The organism is Rhodococcus jostii NBRC 16295 (assembly GCF_001894825.1).
Taxonomy (GTDB): domain Bacteria; phylum Actinomycetota; class Actinomycetes; order Mycobacteriales; family Mycobacteriaceae; genus Rhodococcus_F; species Rhodococcus_F jostii.
Window position 1 is genome coordinate 1 of the sequence record NZ_BCWY01000229.1, and the last position, 674, is coordinate 674.

Genomic DNA, 674 nt, shown 5'->3' on the forward strand with positions numbered 1-674 from the left:
AATACCGTTCAGTTAGTGAACAAGGATGGTGCATTTCGGCGGTTGGGTGGGTTGTGGATGGTGTTGGTGGTGTGCGCGTTTGGCGGCCCATTTGAGGACTTTGCGTTTGACGACGCGGGGGTTTGATCGGGGTCGGCGTGCTGGGTTGATGCGGCGCAGGAGTTTGGCGATGCCCTGATTCCACAATCGGGTGGCGGCGTGGTGGTTATGAGGGGGAAAAAGAGCTGTGGGACAGGGATCGTCGGGTGATCCGCAGGGCGGCGACGAAGGAGATCCGGTCCGGATCGTGACTGCCGGCGGTCGCGGCGTCGCGCATCAGGGTGCGGATGGCGTAGTGGCAGCACAGGTGCCCCCAGATTTCCTGCTCGACCAGCGGTGGGGACTTCGACCGCAGGACCGCTCGCGGCCCGCGTTGGTGGGTTTTGAGTTCGTCGAAGGTGTTCTCGATCTCCCAGCGTTGGGCGTAGGCGAGGGCGAGTTCTTCCGCGGATGCGTCGGCGGGGTCGAGGATGGTGGTCAGCAGCCGGTACTGCTCGGGGTTTCCCCGCCCGTCGTCGAGGGTGTAGTCGATCACGCGCACCGTCAGTGGTGTGCGCTGCTGCCGATTCTTCCCGGAGGTGGGGACGATCTGCGCCAGCCAGGATCCGTCGTCGAGAGTCTCGAGGTGGCGAGGT

The 674-nt window shown here is 64.2% G+C and carries 1 protein-coding gene; it reads right to left on the bottom strand.

The window, feature by feature from the left end; genetic code table 11:
- Nucleotides 1-205 precede the first annotated feature (205 nt).
- The coding region (locus RJ1_RS44880) for a transposase (protein ID WP_143169595.1) at nt 206-674 on the bottom strand (469 nt) is incomplete at its 5' end.